We start from the raw sequence: 883 nt of genomic DNA on the forward strand, positions 1-883 counted from the left end.
GCGAGGGAGCTTGCTCCCGCTGGGCTGCGCAGCAGCCCCAAAACCCTTCAACTACGACGCCGGACAATTACACACGAAAAAGGGCCGCTTCGCAGCCCTGCGGGAGCAAGCTCCCTCGCCACGGGTGAGAGTAAAATTGCTTGCCACGCCTGGCCGCCACAATTGTCCTTCGAATCTATCGGAAATTTCCCTCAGAATTTGCAGCTACGCACAGACAGGAGTCTGGCTAAGGTGAAGTGAAGTAACTATCTCTGGAGCAAAGGAATGCATCTCCGACCCAAATCACACCTTCTCCGCAGTGGACGATTTTCAGAAAAAGGCCGCGCGTACCTCATTACCGGTGTGGTGCATCAACGCCACCCCATATTCAGCGATTGGCGTACGGGCCGGCTGCTAGCGGCTGAATTAAGACGGGCTGAAGACGATCGCTGGGTCAACTCGTTAGCCTGGGTCATCATGCCTGATCACTTTCACTGGCTCGTGCAACTCGAACAATGCTCTCTGTCACAATTGATGCAATCAATCAAATCCCGAAGCACGCTCAGCATTAACCGTGCATCCAAGCGCAAAGGTGCTTTCTGGCAAACCGGCTACCACGACCGTGCAATACGTGACGGCGAAGACCTTTTGCCATTCGCTCAGTACATCATCGCAAACCCTATACGAGCGGGGCTAGTGGATAACATTGGCAACTACCCGCTATGGGATGCATGTTGGCTTTGATCAATCCTGCAACGGGGCCTGCATTTTTACCGCAACCTGTGGCGAGGGAGCTTGCTCCCGCTGGGCTGCGTAGCAGCCCCATAACCCTGCAACGGATGACGCCGGACAATCACACACGAGAAAGGGCCGCTTCGCAGCCCAGCGGGAGCAAGCTCCCTCG

1 protein-coding gene is annotated in these 883 nt (G+C 55.7%); it reads left to right on the forward strand.

The window, feature by feature from the left end; translation table 11 throughout:
* Nucleotides 1–264 precede the first annotated feature (264 nt).
* Nucleotides 265–723: an REP-associated tyrosine transposase gene (locus DU29_RS0129225; protein ID WP_028624833.1), complete on the forward strand. Its 459-nt coding sequence runs from the start codon at nucleotides 265–267 to the stop codon at nucleotides 721–723.
* The last annotated feature ends 160 nt before the right edge of the window (nucleotides 724–883 follow it).

The organism is Pseudomonas sp. Ant30-3 (assembly GCF_000690905.1).
Taxonomy (GTDB): Bacteria; Pseudomonadota; Gammaproteobacteria; order Pseudomonadales; family Pseudomonadaceae; genus Aquipseudomonas.